The 1,728-nt window shown below is 74.1% G+C and carries 2 protein-coding genes and 1 pseudogene; 1 reads left to right on the forward strand and 2 read right to left on the reverse strand.

Going from position 1 to position 1,728, the window contains the following annotated elements:
- Both ABZ641_RS36045 and ABZ641_RS36050 read right to left on the reverse strand, forming a co-directional pair.
- Positions 1-143 (reverse strand): annotated as a pseudogene (locus tag ABZ641_RS36045) (nucleotidyltransferase); the annotation flags it as partial.
- A gap of 64 nt (positions 144-207) precedes the next feature.
- Positions 208-786, reverse strand: coding sequence for a hypothetical protein (locus ABZ641_RS36050; protein ID WP_359988684.1), 579 nt, complete (start codon positions 784-786; stop codon positions 208-210).
- Positions 787-1,083: 297 nt separating this feature from the next.
- Between ABZ641_RS36050 and ABZ641_RS36055 the strand changes: the two genes are divergently transcribed.
- On the forward strand, positions 1,084-1,713 hold the full coding sequence (locus ABZ641_RS36055; protein WP_344623165.1) for a TOPRIM nucleotidyl transferase/hydrolase domain-containing protein: 630 nt from the start codon (positions 1,084-1,086) through the stop codon (positions 1,711-1,713).
- Positions 1,714-1,728 lie beyond the last annotated feature (15 nt).

Genomic DNA, 1,728 nt, shown 5'->3' on the forward strand with positions numbered 1-1,728 from the left:
GCGATCAGGTCGAGGTCGCTGCGGCCCGGCTGGTAGTCGCCCGCGGCGAGCGAGCCGTGCGCCCAGACGGCGACCAGCGAGGGCATCGGCCGGAGCAGGCCCACGAAACGGTCGAGGAGGTGCCGGGCCGCGTCGTCTGTCATGCGGGCATCCTCCCCCGTCCGGGCTCCGCGGAGTGGCGGCGTGGCGGCACTGCGGGATGGCGGGTCAGCGCCAGCCGCCGTGGCGTGGCTCCGAGTGCTCGCCGAACAGCGGGTCGTAGGCCTGCCCGCCGTCGGTCACGAGGTGGTCGGGCTCGGTCTTGGAGGCGGCGGCGTGCAGTCTGACGACGAGGTCGGTGACGGGCAGGACGCGCAGCGACAGGGCCGCGGCCACCTGGGCGGCGTCCTGGTCGATGTCCGGGTTGTCCCTGCCGCGCGACCGTTCGAGGTGTCGTGCGGAGGTCTGCATGACGTCCAGGTCGCCGCCGCCCGAGAAGCCGAGGCAGTCGTGCCACGCCAGCCCGATGATGATCTCCAGCGCGTCCGCCAGGTCCTCGGCGAGCAGTCCGCCCTGCCCTTCGGAACTCGCGAACACCACCGGCCGCCGGCCGTCCTGCTCGGCGCAGAGGAGGTACGCCCCGCCGGCCCACTCCCCCGCGATCGGCTCCAGCGGCGCACCCGAGGCGAGCCCCAGGCCGTCGCCGTTGTGCTTCCGGTGGATGTCGAAGCCGAACGACGTCCGCAGCAGCAGGTCGATCTCCGGGGTGCTGCGGATCAGGTCGAGCAGGTGGTCGCTTGAGGGCACGGCACGGACGATAGCGAGGGCCGCCGACGCACGGGGACGGGGCCGGGGTGGCCGATGATCGTGCCTTCGGGCCGCGTACCGGCATGACACGGCCCGGCCGCCAGGGGGGAGGGCGACCGGGCCGGGTACGGGGGAGGTGGACCGGCGGACCGGGCCTCCTCACACCCACGACGATAGGACCGACGACCGGACTCGGCGGGGAGGCGCGCCCGAAACCCGGCCCACCAAAAATCCGGACCGGCCGGCCGACCGGAAAATCCGGTGCGGTGCCTGCCCGGGCAGGAGCAGGATCGTCCCATGGCGGACATGCGGGCGTTCCGGGATGCGGTCACCGACTGGGCGGCGGGCGGTCCCGGCGGCCCGGCGGGCGAACTGGCCGTGCGGTCGGGCGTGCGGACCGCGGTGCTGGTGGAAGGGCCGAGCGACGGTGCGGCCGTGGAGACGCTGGCCGCCCGCCACGGCCGGGACCTGTCCGCCGAGGGCGTGTGCGTCATTCCCATGGGCGGCGCGATGAACGTGGGCCGCTACGCCGGCCTCCTCGGGCCGCCCGGTCTGGGCCTGCGCCTCGCCGGGCTGTGCGACGTGGGCGAGCAGCGGTTCTACGACCGCGGTCTCGACCGGGCCGGTGCACCGCGCCGCGGGTTCTTCACCTGTACGACGGACCTGGAGGACGAGCTCGTCCGTGCGCTGGGCGTGGCACGGGTCGAGGAGATCGTCCGGGCCGAGGGCGACCTCCCGGCCTGGCGGACCTTCGTGCGCCAGCCCGCCCAGCACGGGCGGCTCCCGCACCAGCAGATGCGGCGTTTCCTCGGCACGAAGAAGGGCCGGAAGATCCGTTACGGCCACCTCCTGGTCGAAGCCCTCGACCTCGACCACGTACCGGCGCCCCTGCACGACCTCCTGGCGCACCTGCGGTCGGACCACTGAACAACTGAACCACTG

Origin of the sequence: Kitasatospora sp. NPDC007106, from assembly GCF_040634455.1 — a bacterium.
In the GTDB taxonomy this organism is placed as follows: Bacteria; Actinomycetota; Actinomycetes; order Streptomycetales; family Streptomycetaceae; genus Kitasatospora; species Kitasatospora arboriphila.